This window comes from Streptomyces sp. JK94 (assembly GCF_053613315.1).
In genome coordinates, this window is record NZ_JBSICH010000001.1 from 360,366 (window position 1) to 377,237 (window position 16,872).

Annotated in this window: 18 protein-coding genes; 11 read left to right on the forward strand and 7 right to left on the reverse strand. The window is 70.7% G+C overall.

Going from position 1 to position 16,872, the window contains the following annotated elements:
* Positions 1 to 24: 24 nt before the first annotated feature.
* Positions 25 to 591, reverse strand: a complete 567-nt coding sequence (locus ACVV2G_RS01715) for a hypothetical protein (protein ID WP_453840729.1) — start codon at positions 589 to 591, stop codon at positions 25 to 27.
* 167 nt (positions 592 to 758) lie between these two features.
* On the opposite strand from ACVV2G_RS01715, the gene ACVV2G_RS01720 reads away from it, so the two are divergent.
* The 9 genes from ACVV2G_RS01720 (at position 759) to ACVV2G_RS01760 (ending at position 7,866) form a co-directional block, all read left to right on the forward strand.
* On the forward strand, positions 759 to 977 hold the full coding sequence (locus ACVV2G_RS01720; RefSeq protein ID WP_453840730.1) for a helix-turn-helix domain-containing protein: 219 nt from the start codon (positions 759 to 761) through the stop codon (positions 975 to 977).
* Positions 978 to 1,272: 295 nt separating this feature from the next.
* The gene (locus ACVV2G_RS01725) at positions 1,273 to 2,157 is read left to right on the forward strand and encodes a bifunctional DNA primase/polymerase (protein ID WP_453840731.1); all 885 of its coding nucleotides are present in this window, start codon (positions 1,273 to 1,275) and stop codon (positions 2,155 to 2,157) included.
* Positions 2,154 to 3,866, forward strand: a complete 1,713-nt coding sequence (locus tag ACVV2G_RS01730) for a DUF927 domain-containing protein (protein ID WP_453840732.1) — start codon at positions 2,154 to 2,156, stop codon at positions 3,864 to 3,866. The genes ACVV2G_RS01725 and ACVV2G_RS01730 overlap by 4 nt, the downstream gene beginning before the upstream one ends.
* A gap of 298 nt (positions 3,867 to 4,164) precedes the next feature.
* Positions 4,165 to 4,455 carry a hypothetical protein gene (locus tag ACVV2G_RS01735; RefSeq protein WP_453840733.1) on the forward strand — a complete coding sequence of 97 codons (291 nt, stop codon included), beginning with the start codon at positions 4,165 to 4,167 and terminating at the stop codon, positions 4,453 to 4,455.
* Between the two features lie 2 nt (positions 4,456 to 4,457).
* The gene (locus ACVV2G_RS01740; RefSeq protein WP_453840734.1) at positions 4,458 to 5,063 is read left to right on the forward strand and encodes a hypothetical protein; all 606 of its coding nucleotides are present in this window, start codon (positions 4,458 to 4,460) and stop codon (positions 5,061 to 5,063) included.
* A gap of 523 nt (positions 5,064 to 5,586) precedes the next feature.
* Positions 5,587 to 6,045 carry a hypothetical protein gene (locus tag ACVV2G_RS01745; protein ID WP_453840735.1) on the forward strand — a complete coding sequence of 153 codons (459 nt, stop codon included), beginning with the start codon at positions 5,587 to 5,589 and terminating at the stop codon, positions 6,043 to 6,045.
* Entirely contained in the window at positions 6,042 to 6,335 is a 294-nt protein-coding gene (locus ACVV2G_RS01750) for a hypothetical protein (protein ID WP_453840736.1), read from the forward strand. Before ACVV2G_RS01745 ends, ACVV2G_RS01750 begins: the two co-directional genes overlap by 4 nt.
* Entirely contained in the window at positions 6,332 to 6,670 is a 339-nt protein-coding gene (locus tag ACVV2G_RS01755) for a hypothetical protein (RefSeq protein ID WP_453840737.1), read from the forward strand. Before ACVV2G_RS01750 ends, ACVV2G_RS01755 begins: the two co-directional genes overlap by 4 nt.
* A 77-nt stretch (positions 6,671 to 6,747) precedes the next feature.
* A complete protein-coding gene (locus ACVV2G_RS01760; RefSeq protein WP_453840738.1) occupies positions 6,748 to 7,866 on the forward strand; it encodes a tyrosine-type recombinase/integrase in 1,119 nt (372 codons plus the stop codon).
* Positions 7,867 to 7,869: 3 nt separating this feature from the next.
* Here the strand turns inward: ACVV2G_RS01760 and glnA are convergent, their stop codons facing one another.
* Positions 7,870 to 9,279: a type I glutamate--ammonia ligase gene (gene glnA, locus ACVV2G_RS01765; RefSeq protein ID WP_453840739.1), complete on the reverse strand. Its 1,410-nt coding sequence runs from the start codon at positions 9,277 to 9,279 to the stop codon at positions 7,870 to 7,872.
* 253 nt (positions 9,280 to 9,532) lie between these two features.
* On the opposite strand from glnA, the gene ACVV2G_RS01770 reads away from it, so the two are divergent.
* Entirely contained in the window at positions 9,533 to 10,000 is a 468-nt protein-coding gene (locus tag ACVV2G_RS01770; protein ID WP_453840740.1) for an RDD family protein, read from the forward strand.
* Between the two features lie 150 nt (positions 10,001 to 10,150).
* On the opposite strand, the gene ACVV2G_RS01775 is transcribed toward ACVV2G_RS01770, so the two are convergent.
* From ACVV2G_RS01775 to lipB, 4 genes are all read right to left on the reverse strand, one after another.
* Positions 10,151 to 10,855, reverse strand: a complete 705-nt coding sequence (locus ACVV2G_RS01775) for a DUF4191 domain-containing protein (protein WP_453840741.1) — start codon at positions 10,853 to 10,855, stop codon at positions 10,151 to 10,153.
* Between the two features lie 81 nt (positions 10,856 to 10,936).
* A complete protein-coding gene (locus tag ACVV2G_RS01780; protein WP_453840742.1) occupies positions 10,937 to 11,137 on the reverse strand; it encodes an SCO2195 family GlnR-regulated protein in 201 nt (66 codons plus the stop codon).
* Between the two features lie 267 nt (positions 11,138 to 11,404).
* The gene (lipA, locus tag ACVV2G_RS01785; RefSeq protein ID WP_453840743.1) at positions 11,405 to 12,358 is read right to left on the reverse strand and encodes a lipoyl synthase; all 954 of its coding nucleotides are present in this window, start codon (positions 12,356 to 12,358) and stop codon (positions 11,405 to 11,407) included.
* 191 nt (positions 12,359 to 12,549) lie between these two features.
* Complete coding sequence (gene lipB, locus ACVV2G_RS01790) at positions 12,550 to 13,350, reverse strand: lipoyl(octanoyl) transferase LipB (protein WP_453840744.1); 801 nt, start codon at positions 13,348 to 13,350, stop codon at positions 12,550 to 12,552.
* Between the two features lie 235 nt (positions 13,351 to 13,585).
* Here lipB and ACVV2G_RS01795 point away from each other — a divergent pair, with 235 nt between their 5' ends.
* Entirely contained in the window at positions 13,586 to 15,049 is a 1,464-nt protein-coding gene (locus tag ACVV2G_RS01795; RefSeq protein ID WP_453840745.1) for an NsdA family TPR-like regulatory protein, read from the forward strand.
* A 107-nt stretch (positions 15,050 to 15,156) separates the two neighbouring features.
* Here the strand turns inward: ACVV2G_RS01795 and ACVV2G_RS01800 are convergent, their stop codons facing one another.
* A complete protein-coding gene (locus ACVV2G_RS01800; RefSeq protein WP_453840746.1) occupies positions 15,157 to 16,560 on the reverse strand; it encodes an NAD(P)/FAD-dependent oxidoreductase in 1,404 nt (467 codons plus the stop codon).
* Positions 16,561 to 16,872 lie beyond the last annotated feature (312 nt).

Genomic DNA, 16,872 nt, shown 5'->3' on the forward strand with positions numbered 1-16,872 from the left:
CCTCCCCTCCGTCGCCTCCCTCCCTCAGGAGGAACGACCGGGGCGACCGGGGGGAAGGAGACCGAGCTCCCGGGCCCGCGCGGTCCACCGCTGAACGGTCCGGGGGGTGACGCCCTCAGCCTCCGCCAAGTCGGTGGCCGGCCGCGAAGATTCGGCAGCGACCCGCAGGTAGCGGAGGGCGAGCCGCGCGAAAAAGCGCGTGTCGTCCGGACCGCTGGGGTTGCCGAGGGGCCCCTCGTGGGGGTCGCCGGGGCCAGCCATCACCGCGGCCTGAACGGTGGCGCCGGCAGTCGCTCGCCGGGATCGCACGGCCGCCTCGATCGACGCCAGAGGGATCAACCGCAACTCACGGATCCCGACAGCATCAGGACCAGGCACGTAGACACCGGTAATCACAAGCCCGCTGTCGTCGACACCGAACCGCAGCATCAGACGACGACCGGTCTCCGAGTTCTCGATCAAGTCCCAGGACACCGGATCTTCGACACCGGTCTTCAGCCCGGCCACAGCGTCCAGCTGGGTGGAGCTCTCCTGAGCGATGGGGGAGGCGACCACGCGCCACGGCTTCGGCAGGTCTTGGTCAGTAATCACGAGCCCGACGGTATGCCCGACTCCAACGCCAGTCAACGTGATGGCCCCATCACGGCAACAGGCTGGCGCCAACACGACAACCTCATGTATAACAGCGTCATCGTTAGCTGTCGCGTTGGCGCCAGCCTGACGACCCTGGCTATATGCCACACATCCGGAGAGGCGAAATGGACCTCGCGCAGCGCACGACCCTGCAAGAACGCATCGACAAGTACATGACCACCGAAGAGGTAGCCCGCCGCTACCGCGTAGCACCGGGAACCGTCCGCTACTGGCGGCACATCGGCTACCTGCCCGACGGCGTCAAGCGCGGCCGGCGCGTCCTCTACGACCCGGACGTCCTCGACAAGTGGGACGCAGACCAGGCCGGAGGCGCCGCAGCATGACCAGGAACGCAGAAACGCCCCGGCGGCTATCCGGGGCGTTTCAGGAAGACTCCGCAGCGGGCGGTTCGTCTGCTGCCATCTTGGCACACGGAGACCCGCAGCGTGTAGCGGGCCGGCTCGACACGTACCGGTCCCGTTCTCGGAAGTGGCACCGGCAAGTCAAGGTCGAGAAGTGCCCCAGCTGCGGGCACCCTCACCTGCACCGGGCGCCGCTGCCGCTCGTCCAGTCCGTCCTCAAAACCGCACCCTGCGGCGCCGTGTACGTCGTGCAACTGCGCGTCGAGGCGGTGACCGTATGAGCAACCACGAGAAGGCCCTCGACAACGCCCTCCGAGCCGCGGCCCTGAGCTACGCCGTAGCGCCGACGACCATCAACAAGACGCCGGCCATCCCGTCCCCGCACGGCAAGGGACACAGCTGCAAGGGAGACTGCGGACAGCCCGGGCACGGCGTGTACGACGCCACCACCAACGCGGCTGATGTACGTCGTCTGTTCGGACTGGCCCCGAAAGCGGTCGGATACCTGGTCGCCTGCCGTGGCCGCCTGGTCGGCCTCGACATCGACCGGAAGAACGGCGTCGACGGCTACGCCACACTTGCCCAGCTGGGCCGTGAGCACGGGTTCGAGGTCCCCCAGATGACGACCACCGTGTTCACTCCGTCCGGAGGTGCCCACGTGTGGCTGACCGTTCCCGACGGCGTCACCGTGCCGAACTCCGTCGGACGCCTCGGTCTCGGCCTCGACGTCCGCGGAACGGGCGGGTACGTCGTTGGGCCCGGCAGCACCGGCCGGAACGGGGAGTACACCTTTCACCCCCGGCGCGGCTACACGCCCCCGCAGCCCGTCCCCGAGGCGCTGCTGAAGCTGATGCTGCCTCCGGCCCCCGTCGTCCGCCCCCAGCGTCGCGTTACCCCCACGTCCGGCGACGCTGCGGGGCGGGCCCTCGAAGGACTCGTGAACGTTGTTCTCCGCGCCCCCGCCCCTCACTCCGGCCGCCCCGGAGGTCGCAACGCGGCTCTGTACTGGGCTGCCTGCAAGGCGTGGGATCACGTGCGAGACGGACATCTCGCGGCCAGCGACGTTGAGGCTGAGCTGATCGGAGCGGCTATCCAGGTCGGTCTATCCGACGGCGAGGCCCGCCGCACCGTCGCCTCCGCCGAGCGGGGGGTGCGGGTATGACCGACGAAACGACCGAGCAGGCAACCGAGGAATGGACGGACCGTCATGGTCTCGTTCCCGAGGGCGTCCGCATGCCCACCGGCTACAAGATCAGTTACGGCGGGGTGTGGGTCGAGAAGCAGGTCGCCAAAGAGACGTTCATCGACGTTCGGATCGCGTGGTCGCCCCTGGTCATCCGGTCCGTCTATGTCGACCCGATCGGCGACCAGGCCGTCGAGTTGGCGTGGGTCGATCGCGGCCAGGTCGTCACCAGGACCGTGCAACGCTCCGTCGTGCGACGGGGCCGCATCCTGGTGGCCACCCTCGGGGATGCGGGCCTGCCTGTCATCGAGGCTGACGCCAAACTCGCCGAGCGCTACCTCGCCGCGTTCGAGTCCATCAATCAGGGGAAGATCCCGCGCGTTCATCTGGCCCGGCAGCTGGGCTGGCAGAAGGACGGCACGTTCGTCACCGCGCAGGACTCCCCGCACCGTGTCGAGGTCAAGTACGACGAGCAGAAGCCAGCGTTGGCCGCGCATGCCCCTGCTGGGACGTTCGCGGGCTGGCAGGCCGCGGTGAAGCCGATGGAGGTGTACCCGGCCGCGCAGATGGCGCTGTACGCGTCCCTCGCCGCTCCGCTGTTGGAACTGGTCGGGGTCAACTCGTTCACGGTCGACATCAGCGGGCGGTCGACGCGCGGGAAGACCACGGCGGCCGGCGCCGGGATGAGCGTGTGGGCAGACCCCAGCGAGAAGGCGGACGGCATGTATTCGTGGCGCACCACGATGCTGGCCGCAGAGAAGCGCCTGAACCTGGTCAACGGGCTGCCGGTCGTGTTCGACGAGACCAAGCTCGTGCGTGACCCGGAGCTGGTGCACGCGCTGTTGTACTCCATCCCGAAGAACCACGGCCAGGCCCGCGGCGGTGGCTGGCCGTCGGGCCTCCCGTGGCGAACCATCATGATCTCGACGGGAGAACAGTCGGTCCTCACCTTCACGACCGACCAGGGCGCCGGGGCCCGCGTCCTCACAGTGAAGGAAGCGCCGTTCGGCACGGACGGACCGGAGTCCGCCACGGCGGCCGTCGATGTCCGGGACGGGTGTGCGGAGCACTACGGCACGGCCGGCCCCCGGTTCGTCGAGAAGCTGCTCGAGGAGACCGCAGGGGACGGGAAGCGCCGCCTGGTCGCCCGTCACAAGGAACTGACGGAGGCTCACCGGTACGACAGCGACATGTCGGCCCGCAGGGCGCCCCTGGTGGCCGTTCTCGCCCTCGCTGCGGAGGTCGGCCACGAATGGGGCATCGTCCCCTTCCCGGCGCCGCCTATGTCCGTCTGGGAGCGGCTGTTCGCCGTGGGAGACCAGACCGACAACCGGGGCGAGATGGCGCTCGACGTCGTCCGTGAGTACGTCGCTTCCAACCGGCGTTCCCTGTGGTCGCCGGGTACCGACAACGAGCCCCCGTTCTCCGGATGGATCGGGCGGGAGCTGGACGTCGACGGGCTGCCCTCGGTCGGTCTGCTGGCGCAGCGGCTCAAGGAAGCGCTCCACCGTGCCGGGTACGAGCTGGAGTCGGTCATCCCCAGCTGGCGGGAAGCGGCCGTGCTGGTCGAGAACGCCTCGTACCGGCCGCCCTACCTCGCCAAGAAGAAGATGAACGGCGGTCAGGTCCGTCTCTACATCTTCAAGCCCGAGGTGTTCGCCGCCCCGGACGGCGAGGACGGAGAGTGACATGAGCCTCCACCCCCGGAGAAAAACCCTCCCTCTCTCCACCCAAAGTGCGTACCCCCTCTCCCAGGGGGAATCACCGCAGGTCAACGCCCATCCGGAAGGGGTACGCAGCAGTGCGTACCCCCCGGGGTCACGGCCAGGGGGTACGCGCCAGTGCGTACCCCCAACGCCCCAGGCATCGCCGCAGGTCAACCGGCGTAAGGCACCCCCCATCGCAGGGGGTACGCACTTGGGCCACCAAGAGAGCCCGAATATCTGCGACACCCCCCGACTTCACTACGCCCCGTAAGGAGAACCAGTGACCGACACCATCTCGCAGAACACCGCGCTGACCCTCGTGGTCGTGGACCGCGCCATCAGCTGGCACGGCGACCTCGGCTCGTACAACACGATCGCCGACATCCTCGCCAGCCGCGACGTCGAGCAGCTGCGGGAACTCGCCCTCGCCGCCATCTGGCAGCTCGGCACCACCCTCCACAGCCACGCCCCGGACACCGTCGCCACCATCCCCTACCCGAACACGTTCGCCCCCGACGGAACCCTCACCGTCGCCCTGTCGACCAAGCCCAACACCCCGGAAGGAATCTGACCATGACCAGGACCCCCGCCGACAGCATCCGTGCCGAGCGTGACCGCACCCTCGCCCGCATCCGCAACCGCCGAGACCTCACCGCCCAGGCCAAGCAAGTCGCCATCGCCCGCGCCCAGCAGGACGCCGAGCAGAAGCTGGCCGCCCTCCTGGAGGAGAACACCGCCAGCTACGAACGACAGCGCGCCATGCTGGAGCGGAAGCTGTTCGGCGGCGACGACTCCACCGGCTACAACGCCATGTCAGCACGCGACGCGCGGGAGAAGGCCGCACAGCTCAACGACCCCCGCGACGCACGCGACGCGTTCCAGCGAGCCCAGCGCGCCGGCGACACCGACATGGTCAAGGCCATCGCCTCCCGCGCCGCCGACCTGTCCCAGGTCCCCATCCTCGGCGAGGCGTGGCAGCCCATCGTCTCCGCCTACGCCGAGACCTCACCCAGCAAGGGCGACACCTACAAGCAGCTCGCCGAACTGCAGCGACCCAACAGCGGCAGCGACTGGTCGTTCGCCCTCGACACACCCAGCGAACTCGGCAGGCTCACCACACAGCAGGTACTACAGCTGGCAGGCAGCGACCTCACCGTATGGGGCAACGACGCAGCCTGACCCACCACAGACTCGGCGTGAACGGCATCGTGCGAGCAGCCGAAGGCTCGACGCGAACCGATGGTGACGAGCAGTCGAAGACTCCTCTTCGGGCAGCTGCACTGACTCACCAGCGTCGACCGCGGTCCGGCCGGCAGCCTTGGGGCGCCGCGCCGGCCGGACCGCACACCCCCACCCCCCACCGGGGGCAGGGGCAAGGGCAGAGACAAGACAAAGAACAAAAGACAAAAGATCAAAACGAGAATCAAAGATCGAAGATCGAAGAACACAACTGAAGATCGAAAGCTGAATCGATCAACGATCAGAACAACATCAACAACAGCACCAAGGCGACCACGCCGACGCCGACCGCGAGACCAGGACACCTCGGCTCAACGGACGCCACGAGCAAGCAGCAGCGGACAGACCAGGACTAACCACCCTGGGGACGGCTCCCCCTGGGGGATCTTCCCCGGATCGGGACCGTATAGCTGCTGCCTGTCGATGCGACGCAGAAACGCTGGATTTACCAGGGAGGCCGACCGTGTCGGACGATGAGTACACCCCTCCACCGGCCCCCGATGGGCTCGGAGAACGGGGTCTGAGGCTGTGGCACGACACCCTCGAGGAGCTGGAACTCGACCCGGACGAGCTGCTGTTGCTGGAGGAAGCGGCCCGCCTGGCGGACGAGATCGACACGATGGGTGCCGCCCTCGACGCGGGCGAGCTGCTGTCGAAGGGCTCACGCGGCCAGCCGGTCGCCAACCCGCTGATCCGGGAGATCCGCGGGCACCGTCTCGCGCTGTCGCGCATCCTGCGGCAGCTGGGGGCGACCAGGCCCGGCGAGGAGAGCGGGGAGCGGTCGACGCCATCTCAGCGCGGCCGTAAGGCTGCACTGTCGCGGTGGCACGGGGACCGTGCGGCCCCGGCCCGGCCGCAATGGTCGTCGTCCACGGCCTCGCTGGACGACTACCGGCAGGCGTTCCGGGGTGATGCGTCGTGAGCCGGCGCCGCGCCGTGCCGGGTCCTCCGACGGTTCCGGAGTACGTCTCGGAGTTGCAGCCGGACCGGTACCGGGATGCGGCGGCCGGCTACCTCGAGCGGCACCCGGATGACACGTTCTGGGCGGCGATGGCGGTGTGGCGTGCCTTCCTGGTGGAGCGGCAGACGTGGCTGCGGAGCCATGGTGTGCCGCGGCGGGTCGACGGCCGCGACCGGTTCGGTACGCCGCTGCCTCCGGTGGCGTGGGTGCAGGAGACGTTCGGCACCCCGCAGGCGAGGTGGCCATCGTGAGCCGACGCCGACGACCGTCTGCCGCCCGTATGCCCGTGTGTCTGGCCCGGTTCGATTGGCGGGAGTGGCGTCCGCCGGCCCCGGCCGACCATCCCGATCCGTCGTATGTCGAGTGGTACCTGGCGCTGGGGGATTGGCAGGCCGCCAAGGATGCGTGGCTGGCGGGCGAGCCGGTGTTGCTGCCTTCGGAGCGGCCGTTGCCGGACCCGATCCCGTACACGGGTCTTCTGACGCCGGTCGGGGGCCAGCAGCTACCGGCACAGGATGCCGTGACGGTTCACGAAGCGAAGTTCATCGCTACGTACTACAAGCGGGGCCGGCCGCGGCGTTCGTAGCTCTCACAATCCGAAAGGCCCCCCGCCCTCAAGAACTCCCTGGCAGCGTTGCAGCTCCCCTGAAGAAAGGCCGAGGAGTGGCAAGCAAGAGCATCAAGAAGCGCCCGAACGGTAAATGGCGGGCCCGGTACCGGGATCTCGCCGGCAAGGAGCACGCCCGGCACTTCGAGCGGAAGATTGACGGGGAACGGTGGCTCGATGAGGTGACGGCCGCGCTGGTCACGAACACCTACGTCGACCCGCAGGACAAGAAGATGACCGTCGACCAGTGGTGCGATGCGTGGCTGGAGACCTACGCGCACCGGAAGTCGACGGAGCGGCAGGCCCGTGTGCACCTGGCCCGCATCCGCAAGGAGTTCGGGCCCCTGCCGCTGATGGCCGTCGACAAGATGGCCGTCAAGCGGTGGACAGCGAAGCTTCAGCGAGAGGGCTTGTCCCAGTCCTACCGCTTCGCTCTGCACAACCGGCTGAAGCAGGTTCTCCAGGACGCCGTGGAGGCGCGGAAGCTGGCCAGCAACCCGTGCGGCAAGAAGACGACGCCAGGGACGGGGAAGCAGCGGCCCTACGTGGCGACCGAGGCGCAGCTCTGGAGCCTGTACGGGGAGGCCGAGGAGAAGTACCGGCCGGCGATCCTGCTGGGGGCGTTCGCCGGGCTGCGCGTCGCCGAGGTCTGCGGGCTCCGCGTCGGCGACGTCGACCTGGAGGCGCGCGTCATCAACCCGGCCGTGCAGTACCCGGCGGAGCCGCTGAAAACCGAGATGAGCATGGCCGCCGTGCCGATCCCGGACGCGTTCGTCGGGGAGCTGAAGCGGCTACTCGACGGCCGCACGGACGGCTGGGTGGTGCCAGACGACGACGGCGCCCAGCTGGGACCGTGGAAGGTCGAGCGGCACATAAGGCGGATCAGGAAGCAGGTCGCCGGCCTGCCCGAGGGTTTCCGCTTTCACGACCTCCGCCACTTCTTCGCCTCGCTGCTGATCGCGGGCGGCAGCTCAGTGAAGGTGGTCCAGCAGCGGCTACGGCACTCGTCCGCGAAGACGACGCTCGACACTTACGGTCACCTCTGGCCCGACTCCGACGAGTCCACCCGGGCCACTGTCGAGCGGACCATGGGCCCCATGATCAACAAAATTGCGGACCCTGTGCGGACTGGCGATGAGTCCGAACAGGGTCCGCGCAGCGTAGAGCCCTCTTGATCTTTACACGTCGAAGTACATCTCGAACTCGTGCGGGTGCGGACGCAGCTGCAGCGGCGCGATCTCGTTGGCGCGCTTGAAGTCGATCCACGTCTCGATCAGGTCCGGCGTGAACACGTCGCCCTGGAGGAGGAACTCGTGGTCGGCCTCCAGGCGGTCCAGGACCGCGCCGAGGGAGGTCGGGACCTGAGCCACGTTGGCGTGCTCCTCGGGAGCCAGCTCGTAGAGGTCCTTGTCGATCGGCTCGGCCGGCTCGATCTTGTTCTTGATGCCGTCCAGGCCCGCCAGCAGCAGCGCCGAGAAAGCCAGGTACGGGTTGCCGGAGGCGTCCGGCGCGCGGAACTCGACGCGCTTGGCCTTCGGGTTGGAGCCCGTGATCGGGATGCGCATCGCGGCGGAGCGGTTGCGCTGCGAGTACACCAGGTTCACCGGCGCCTCGAAGCCCGGCACCAGGCGGTGGTAGGAGTTCACCGTCGGGTTGGTGAAGGCCAGCAGCGACGGGGCGTGCTTGAGGATGCCGCCGATGTAGTAGCGGGCGGTGTCGGACAGGCCGGCGTAACCCTGCTCGTCGTAGAAGAGCGGCTCGCCGCCCGACCACAGCGACTGGTGGACGTGCATGCCCGAACCGTTGTCACCGAAGATCGGCTTCGGCATGAAGGTCGCCGTCTTGCCGTTCTTCCACGCCACGTTCTTCACGATGTACTTGAAGAGCTGGAGGTCGTCGGCGGCGGCGAGCAGCGTGTTGAACTTGTAGTTGATCTCGGCCTGGCCGGCGGTGCCCACCTCGTGGTGCTGGCGCTCGACCTGGAGGCCGGACCGCTCCAGCTCCAGGGAGATCTCGGCACGCAGGTCGGCGAAGTGGTCGACCGGCGGGACCGGGAAGTAGCCGCCCTTGTAGCGGACCTTGTAACCGCGGTTGCCCTCCAGCGCACCGGTGTTCCAGGCGCCGGCCTCGGAGTCGATGTGGTAGAAGGACTCGTTCGCGCTGGTGGCGAAGCGGACGGAGTCGAAGACGTAGAACTCCGCCTCCGGGCCGAAGAACGCCGTGTCGGCGATGCCCGTGGAGGCGAGGTAGGCCTCGGCCTTCTTCGCCACGTTCCGCGGGTCGCGGGAGTACTGCTCGCCCGTGATCGGGTCGTGGATGAAGAAGTTGATGTTGAGGGTCTTGTCCCGGCGGAACGGGTCGACGCGCGCGGTCGACAGGTCGGGACGCAGGGACATGTCCGACTCGTGGATGGCCTGGAAGCCGCGGATCGAGGAGCCGTCGAAGGCCTGCTCGTCGTCGGGGTCGAACGCCGCGGCGGGCAACGTGAAGTGCTGCATGACGCCCGGCAGGTCGCAGAACCGGACGTCGACGAACTTGACGTCCTCGTCGGCGATGTACTTCTTGGCCTCGTCGGCGTTCTGGAACATCCAGCTCCTCCTACTCCCGACCGTCCCGCCGGGGTGGTAGATCGTTCGTGCGGCCAGTGCGGGTGGCACACGCTTCCTCGACCCTAGGGACGGGTGATTTCTCGGGCGTGACCCGTTTGTTTCGCTGAAGTTAACCGGCTCCGTTCCACCCTAGGCCCCATCCCGACCCGCCACACCCCCGCCCCGGGCCCCTCGGGGCGGCCTTCCCGCCCCCTCCCTCCCCGGTCGTACCGGGCCGCAGTACCGTGGACGGGTGGACAACAGGCAAGCAATCGGATCGTGGCTTTCCGGGCCGCGCGCGGCCCTGGAAGACGCCGGCGCCGATTTCGGATACCGGGGCGAGCAACTCGGTCTGCCGGAGGAGGGGCCGGGCTCGATCGCCCGTCCGGGCCGGCGGATCGGCGCCCTGGCCGTCGACTGGGCCCTGTGCCTCTTGATCGCATACGGCCTCATCACGGACGGCTACGACCAGGCGACCGGCAACTGGGCCCTGCTGATCTTCTTCGTGCTGAGCGTGCTGACGGTGGGCACGGTCGGCTACACCCCGGGCAAGCGCCTGCTCGGCCTGCGCGTGGTGGACCTTGCCACGGGCCGCCCGAGCCCCCTGCGCGCCTTGCTGCGCTCCGTCCTGCTGTGCCTCGCCCTCCCGGCGCTGATCTGGGACCGCGACGGGCGGGGCCTGCACGACCGGCTGGCCCGTACCGTGGAAGTACGGGTCTGACCCGGCGGACGCCTCGCACGGGACGGCCCCCGTACGAGACGGTGCCCGCGCGAGACGAACCCCGTGTGGGACAGCCCCCGTACGACGATGGGGCACCCGGATCTCTCCGGGTGCCCCATCGTCGTACGGCCGGGGTGTGGTCCTGCGCGGTCAGCGCTGACCGGGGTTGCCGCCCCTGGGCATCCGCATGCCCTTGGGCATAGGCCCCTTGGGCAGGGGCATGTTGCTCATCAGGTCGCCCAGGGCGCGCAGCCGGTCGTTGGTCACGGTGACCTGCGGACCGGACAGCACCCGGGGGAGCTTGAGCATGGTCGTGCGCAGCTTCTTCAGCTCGACCCGCCCCTCACCGGTGCCCACGACCAGGTCGTGCACGGGTACGTCGGCGACGATGCGGTTCATCTTCCGCTTCTCGGCCGCGAGCAGGGACTTCACCCGGTTCGGGTTGCCCTCCGCCACCAGCACGATGCCGGCCTTGCCGACCGCGCGGTGCACCACGTCCTGGTTGCGGTTCATCGCCACCGCGGGCGTCGTCGTCCAGCCCCGGCCGATGTTGTCCAGTACGGCCGCCGCCGCGCCCGGCTGTCCCTCCATCTGACCGAAGGCCGCCCGCTCGGCCCGGCGCCCGAAGACGATCGCCGTCGCGAGGAAGGCGAGCAGCACGCCCAGGATGCCGAGATAGATGGGGTGACCGATCAGAAAACCGATCGCGAGGAAGACACCGAAGACGACGATGCCGACACCCGCGAGTACAAGACCGATCTTCTTGTCGGCCTTGCGGGTCATCTTGTAGGTCAGAGCGATCTGCTTCAGTCGCCCGGGATTCGCAGCGTCCGCTGCAGGTTCCTTCCTCGCCATGGCACGAAGTCTACGTGCCTCCGAAAGCGCCGACGACGGCAGTGTCCGGCGCGGGCGGGTGGGGCGGCGGCGGGGCGGGGGTCAGGGGCGGCCGGCGACGGACTGGCTCAGTACGCGCTCCGTCTCGATCCGGTCCTTGGCGCGGCGGCGGTCCTCCAGCACGGAGTTCCAGGCGTTGCGCCGGGCGGTGCGCTGGCCGCCGCTCATCAGCAGCGACTCGACGGCCCGCAGGGCGGTGGTGAACGACGGGATGGCGGTGGCGCGAACGGGCGCGGCCTGCATGGCGGAGGTCCCCCTCGGTACGGCTCCGGGTGCGGAGACGGGCGTACGTGGTGTGATTCCAGGGTCACTGACTGGTGTTACCAGGGCGTGACCCGCCGGTCAAACGGACATGAAGCCACGATGCCGGGGGCCACAACGGCGGCGCGGCCCCGACCGGTGTCCTCAACTGCGAGGACGGTCGGGGCCGCGGCACTTCGGCCACTACTGGCGAGTAAGTCCTTGTGCGTGAATTCACACGCGGCGCGCGCCCGTGGGTGTGGCCGGCTGTCAGACCGCGGCGCCGTGACGCTGTTCCATGGCCATCCCGTACAGCCGTCCGGCGCGGTAGGAGGAGCGCACCAGCGGGCCCGACATCACGCCGGAGAAGCCGATCCGCTCGGCCTCCTCCTTCAGCTCCACGAACTCGTGCGGCTTGACCCAGCGCTCCACCGGGTGGTGGCGCACGGACGGGCGCAGGTACTGGGTGATGGTGATCAGCTCGCAGCCGGCCTCGTGCAGCTGCTTCAGCGCCTCGCTGATCTCCTCACGGGTCTCGCCCATGCCGAGGATCAGGTTCGACTTGGTGACCAGCCCGTAGTCGCGGGCCTCGGTGATGACCTTCAGGGAGCGCTCGTAGCGGAAGCCGGGGCGGATGCGCTTGAAGATCCGGGGGACCGTCTCGACGTTGTGCGCGAAGACCTCGGGGCGGGAGGCGAAGACCTCCTGGAGGAGTTCCGGCACCGCGTTGAAGTCGGGGGCGAGCAGCTCGACCTTGGTGCGGCCGGCCTCGCGCTCCGCCGTCTGCTGGTGGATCTGGCGCACCGTCTCGGCGTACAGCCAGGCGCCGCCGTCCGGCAGGTCGTCACGGGCGACGCCGGTGATGGTGGCGTAGTTCAGATCCATGGTGACCACGGACTCGCCGACCCGGCGCGGCTCGTCGCGGTCGAGCGCCTCCGGCTTGCCGGTGTCGATCTGGCAGAAGTCGCAGCGCCGGGTGCACTGGTCGCCGCCGATGAGGAAGGTCGCCTCGCGGTCCTCCCAGCACTCGTAGATGTTCGGACAGCCGGCTTCCTGGCAGACCGTGTGCAGACCTTCGCTCTTCACCAGGTTCTGCATCTTCGTGTACTCGGGGCCCATTTTCGCCCGGGTCTTGATCCACTCGGGCTTGCGCTCGATGGGGGTCTGGCTGTTGCGGACCTCCAGGCGCAGCATCTTGCGTCCGTCGGGTGCGACTGCGGACACGACCGGCTCCCTAGCGTTTGATTCTTCGGCGACCTTCAGGGTACGCCCGTTGATTTGATGCCCGGCGGGGGTGCCGGTCCTGCCGTCGGCTGTCGCCTCCGGCCCCGCGTCGGCCCGGAACGGGCCGTGTCGTCAAACGCCGGACGGGCCGGAAATATGCCCTCGACCGCGACGGGCCGGACGGGCCGGCCTCACGCCGCCGGGGCCTTCTCGACCGCCCGTGGCTTCGGTTCCGCGTTCTCCAAAACGTCCCGCAGGTGGCGTTCGGCCACCGGCAGCACCTCCTCGATGCTCACGTCCCGGCCCAGCTCGTTCGCGAGGGAGGCGACGCCCGCGTCGCGGATGCCGCACGGGATGATCTTGTCGAACCACTGGTTGTCGGGGTTCACGTTCAGTGCGAAGCCGTGCATCGTGACGCCCTTGGCGACCCGGATGCCGATCGCGGCGATCTTGCGGTCCTCGCGGCGCTGGCCGGCGTTGGACGGGGCGTAGTCCGGGCCGTTCAGGCGGGGGTCGAACTCCTCGTCCGTCAGCCGGGGGTCGAAGTCCAGGGAAAGGCCGCCGAGCGCGGGGCGCCGCTCCACCGGGTCACCGAGGACCCACACCCCGCTGCGGCCCTCGACCCGGGTGGTCTCCACGCCGAACTCCGCGCAGGTGCGGATCAGGGCCTCCTCCAGCCGCCGTACGTGCGCCACCACGTCCACCGGGCGCGGGAGCTTCTGGATCGGGTAGCCCACCAGCTGGCCCGGGCCGTGCCAGGTGATCTTCCCGCCGCGGTCCACGTCGATCACCGGCGTGCCGTCCAGCGGACGCTCGCTGTCCTCGGTGCGCCGGCCGGCGGTGTAGACCGGCGGGTGTTCGAGGAGCAGCACGGTGTCGGGGACCTCGTCGGCGAACCGCGCGGCGTGCACCCGGCGCTGCTCGTCCCACGCCTCCTGGTACTCGACGCGGTCGGCGCCGAACCCCATGCGGACGAACCGCAGCTCACTCACGGCAAGTGCCTCCCTGGAAGGTCGTCAGGCACGAAGGGTGCCCATGCCACTGTACGACCGCCCGCCCGCCGTCAGCCGGGCGGGCAATCCTCACACGATCGGATGAATGCCGGTCAAAGCGTGCGACCGGGTGCTCACTCTCCGCTACATTCGCGCCGTTCACCAGGCCATAAGGGCTGTTCACAGGCGCTCCGGGCACTTCGAACGCCCGGAAGGCAGGAGACCGCACCGCACCATGACGGAACGACCCGCGCAGCGCACCCCCAACCGCCAGCTCGCCGCGCTCATCGCCGAAGCGGGGTTCTCGAACGCGGGTCTCGCGCGTCGCGTCGACCAGCTCGGACTCGAACACGGCCTGGACCTGAGATACGACAAGACGTCCGTCACCCGGTGGCTGCGCGGCCAGCAGCCCCGCGGCACCACCCCGGCCCTGATCGCCGAGGTCTTCACCCGGCGCCTCGGCCGCCGCCTCAGCGCCCAGGACCTCGGACTGGACGCCTGCGCCCCCGTCTACGCGGGGCTGGAGTTCGCGGCCACCCCGGACGAGGCGGTCGACATCGTCGCGGGGCTGTGGCGCAAGGACTCCGGCAGCCAGGCCGAGCTGCGCAAGATCGCCTTCACCCCGGCGGGCCTCGTCGTGCCCAGCCGGGACTGGCTGATCGGCCGGGCCGACGAGAAGGTGGCCCGGGCCGAGGTGCCCGTCCGGATCCCCGCGCAGGGCCGCCCGGTGGTGCCCCGGGTGCCCGCCCCGCTCGGTCCGGACCGCCGGCGGGCCCCGGCCGAGCGCGGCCCCGGCCAGAAGGTCACCGGCGGCGACCTCGCCGCGCTGCGCTCGGTCGGCGAGCTGTTCCGCAGCCTGGACGACCGGTACGGCGGCGGACACGCCCGCCAGGCGCTGGTGCGCTATCTGGAGCACGAACTGGAGCCGATGCTGCGCGGCACCTACGGCGAGCAGACCGGCCGCCGGCTGTTCGCCGCCGCCGCCGACCTGACCCGGCTCGCGGGCTGGACGTCGTACGACATCGCCGCGCACGGCCTCGCCCAGCGTTACTTCGTCCAGGCGCTGCGGCTCGCGCAGGCGGCGGGGGACCGGGCGTACGGCTCGTACGTGCTGGTCACCATGAGCAGGCAGGCCGTCTACCTGGGGCACGGGCGCGAGGCGGTCCAGCTCGCGCGGGTGGCGCAGCAGGGGGTGGGGACCTCGGCGCCGCCGGTCGTGCAGACCCTCCTGCACGCCGCCGAGGCGCGGGCGCACGGCCTGCTCGGCGAGGTGCGGGCGTGCACCGCCTCGCTGGTCCGGGCCGAGCGGGCCCTGGAGGCCGCCCGGCCCGGCGACGAGGTGCCGCACTGGGCGCGCTTCTTCGACGAGGCGCAGCTCGCCGACGAGTTCGGGCACTGCCACCGCGACCTCCAGCAGTTCCGCGCCGCCGCGCAGTACGCGGAGCGCTCGCTGCTCCTGCGCGCCCCCGTCTACGCCCGCAGTCGGCTGTTCTGCCGGGTCGTCCTCGCCACCGCCCGCCTCGGCCTCGGTGAACTGGACCAGGCCTGCCGGCTGGCCGCGGAGGCGGCCGGACAGGCGGCCGAGATGAGGTCGGTGCGGGCGGCGGAGTACGTCCGCGACTTCGAACGGCGCCTGGAGCCGTACCGGGACGCGGCGCCGGTGCGGGGGTACCGCGACAAGGTGGCGGCGCTGGGTTAGCCGCCCGCCTCCGCCCCGCTGGGCCCGGGGCGGAGGCGGGCGGGCGGCCGGTGGCGGCGCCGTCCGGACGGGAGGGCGGCTCGTCGGGCCGGTGTCCTACGCGGGTCCTACGCGGCGCGGGCCGTTGCCGGTGCCTCCGCCGCGTGCATCGGACGCCCCGCGCCCAGATCCGCCAGGATCGCCGAGGAGGCCCGGTGGCCCGAGCGCAGCGCCCCCTGGACGGTGCTGGTGTCGCGGTGGTCGCCGCACACGTACAGGCCGGCCAGCAGCCGCACCGGCCTGCGCAGGTCGTGCGGTGGGCGCATGGCCGGCACCGCCTCGGGCGTGTGGTGCACGGCCAGGGTCTCCCAGCGGGTGGTCGGGGTGCCGTAGAGGCGGGACAGATGGATGCGTACGGCGGTGTCGACGTCGGGCGGGGGAGGGCCGAGGAGCGTCGACGAGACGAGGGCGCGCCCGGCCGGGGCGCGGGACGGGTCCACGTGACTGGCCACCGTGGTGTGGGCGACCGGCCCGCCGCGGTCCGCGTCGAGCAGCAGGGACGCGCCGGTCGTCGGCGGCTCGTCCGTCGTGTGGTGCACCACCGTCACCGGGTGGAAGTCCGGCACCCGCAGGCCGGGCAGCAGCTCGCCGGCGGCACGGGCGCCGGTCGCCACCAGCACGGCCCGGCAGCGGATGACGCCGTGCTCGGCGGTGGTCACGGCGGTGGTGGCGACCGAGGTGACCCGGACGCCGGTGCGCACCGTGCCCGGCGGCAGTGACCGCGCCAGCCGCTCCGGCAGTGCCTCCGCGCCGCCCTCGGGCAGCACGAGCCGTCCGCAGGCGAAGGCGCGCAGCGCGAGGTCGGCGCACCGGCTGGAGGTGGTCAGGTCCGGGTCGCACAGCAGGGCGGCGAGCAGCGGACGCAGGAAGCCGTCGATCGTGCGGGCCGGCAGTCCGCGGACCGCCAGCGCCCGGGCGGTGGACAGTTCCGGGCGGGCCAGCAGCCGTTCGACGGGGGTGCCCGCGAGACGGGTCAGCGCGGCGCCGAGCCTGGCCTGGTCGACGGCGGTGCCGAGCGGGGCGCCCGCCCGGGCGCGGGGCACCGCCGCGAGCCTCCTCGGGGCCCCGGTCACGGAGGCCGGGCGCAGGGGCGCGGCAGCCGAGCGGGGGGCGCTCGCCAGGGCGCGCACGGCATGAAGTGCGCCCCGCGCGCCCCGTGCGCCCGCCGGGACGCCCGCGCGGTGGTGGCGGCCCTCGCTGTGCAGCAGGACCCCGGGGGCGAAGGGCATCAGCGCGAGGCCGTCCGACCCGAGGGCGCGGCGCAGTTCCGGATACGCCGTGGACAGCAGCTGACCTGTTCTGTCGAGCCGGAATCCGTCGACCTTCTCCGTGGTCATCCGGCCGCCCACCGCGTGGGCGGCCTCCAGGACCGTGGTCGTCACTCCTGCGCTGGTCAGCCGATGGGCCGCGGCGAGTCCGGCGATGCCGGCCCCCACGACGACGACGTCCGCCTGGTACGCGGGCTCAAGCACGTGCCCCTCCTCGAGGTTGCGCGGCCGCTGGAGACGTCTTGCCCCCAACCGGCTTGAGGGATACCCGAGTTCGATTCGAGGTTAGGACCCGGAACGGTCGGTGGGGGTCGCACGGGAACAGGGCACGGTCGCACGGCGGTCGCATGCGGGGGCGGTGCGGTCGGCACACGGCCGTCCAGCGGTCCGCACACGGCCGTCAAGCGGTCGGCGGGCGGCTCCCGTGCGGTCGGTGTGCGGGCGGCGCACGGTCGGCACACGGGCGGCGCGGGGCGGCCCGGGGGGCGTGCGCCGGTGGGCGTGCGTCGCGGGACC

Excerpts from the sequence above, each read along its gene's own strand:
- ACVV2G_RS01725 (WP_453840731.1), top strand. The coding sequence starts at position 1,273 with ATGAGCAACCACGAGAAGGCCCTCGACAACGCCCTCCGAGCCGCGGCC.
- ACVV2G_RS01720 (WP_453840730.1), top strand. The coding sequence starts at position 759 with ATGGACCTCGCGCAGCGCACGACCCTGCAAGAACGCATCGACAAGTAC.
- ACVV2G_RS01780 (WP_453840742.1), bottom strand. The coding sequence starts at position 11,137 with ATGCAGGCCGCGCCCGTTCGCGCCACCGCCATCCCGTCGTTCACCACC.
- ACVV2G_RS01730 (WP_453840732.1), top strand. The coding sequence starts at position 2,154 with ATGACCGACGAAACGACCGAGCAGGCAACCGAGGAATGGACGGACCGT.
- ACVV2G_RS01775 (WP_453840741.1), bottom strand. The coding sequence starts at position 10,855 with ATGGCGAGGAAGGAACCTGCAGCGGACGCTGCGAATCCCGGGCGACTG.
- ACVV2G_RS01795 (WP_453840745.1), top strand. The coding sequence starts at position 13,586 with ATGACGGAACGACCCGCGCAGCGCACCCCCAACCGCCAGCTCGCCGCG.
- glnA (WP_453840739.1), bottom strand. The coding sequence starts at position 9,279 with ATGTTCCAGAACGCCGACGAGGCCAAGAAGTACATCGCCGACGAGGAC.
- ACVV2G_RS01740 (WP_453840734.1), top strand. The coding sequence starts at position 4,458 with ATGACCAGGACCCCCGCCGACAGCATCCGTGCCGAGCGTGACCGCACC.